The organism is Streptococcus sp. GMD1S (assembly GCF_000296875.1).
Taxonomy (GTDB): domain Bacteria; phylum Bacillota; class Bacilli; order Lactobacillales; family Streptococcaceae; genus Streptococcus.
This window is the reverse complement of the sequence record NZ_AJQY01000264.1, coordinates 1-632: the sequence shown is the minus strand read 5'-3', so window position 1 is coordinate 632 and position 632 is coordinate 1. Positions and strand designations below refer to the sequence as shown.

Annotated in this window: 2 protein-coding genes; both read right to left on the bottom strand. The window is 34.2% G+C overall.

Translation table 11 applies throughout. The features are described from left to right. A partial coding sequence (locus tag GMD1S_RS08690; protein ID WP_000889400.1) for a phosphoribosyltransferase occupies window positions 1-239 on the bottom strand: 239 nt, incomplete at its 3' end. A gap of 4 nt (window positions 240-243) precedes the next feature. Further along, window positions 244-632, bottom strand: a 389-nt coding sequence (gene tilS / locus GMD1S_RS08685) for a tRNA lysidine(34) synthetase TilS (protein ID WP_001073486.1), incomplete at its 5' end; no start/stop codon positions are given.

The window sequence follows — 632 nt, the reverse complement described above, 5'->3', positions numbered from 1 at the left end:
ATGACACCACTACTTGCTGTTCCACCATGGTAACTAGATACCATCATGAAGTCCATCTCAATATGCGTATCAATATGTTTGACCAATTCAGCCATAAAAGGAATCGATCCTTTCAGAATTCCAATAAGAATTGGATTTTTCCCCTCATATTCTTTTGTTAGTTGCGCACCTAGCTTTTTAGCTGCTTCTGTAATTTCATCATGTGAAACGAGGATTTTTTTAATATCGTGTTCTAACATCTTTTTACCTATCTATTTTTTCTATATAAATCACAGTGTTCATTATATCATTTTTCGTGTTTTTACTCAAATCACTGGTCGCAATTCCTGAAATTGAGACAATTTCTCCAAATTGCTCAATAATAGGGGTTATTTTTCGTTTTTCAATAGGGATTTTTAAATCTATAAATAAGCGTCTCAGTTTCTTTCGATGACCATTCAGGATAATAACATCGCCAGGTTTTCGACATCTAATATGTACAGATGTTTCCCGTGAAACCGTTACTTTTTGAACAAAATCCCCTTCAATAGGGATGCCAAAGGAAAATAAATAGCCCATATATCGAACTTGATTTTGATAGTGTAACACAAGTTCATCTTCCTTTTCATCGGCCTGAGGACTGATTTTACAAA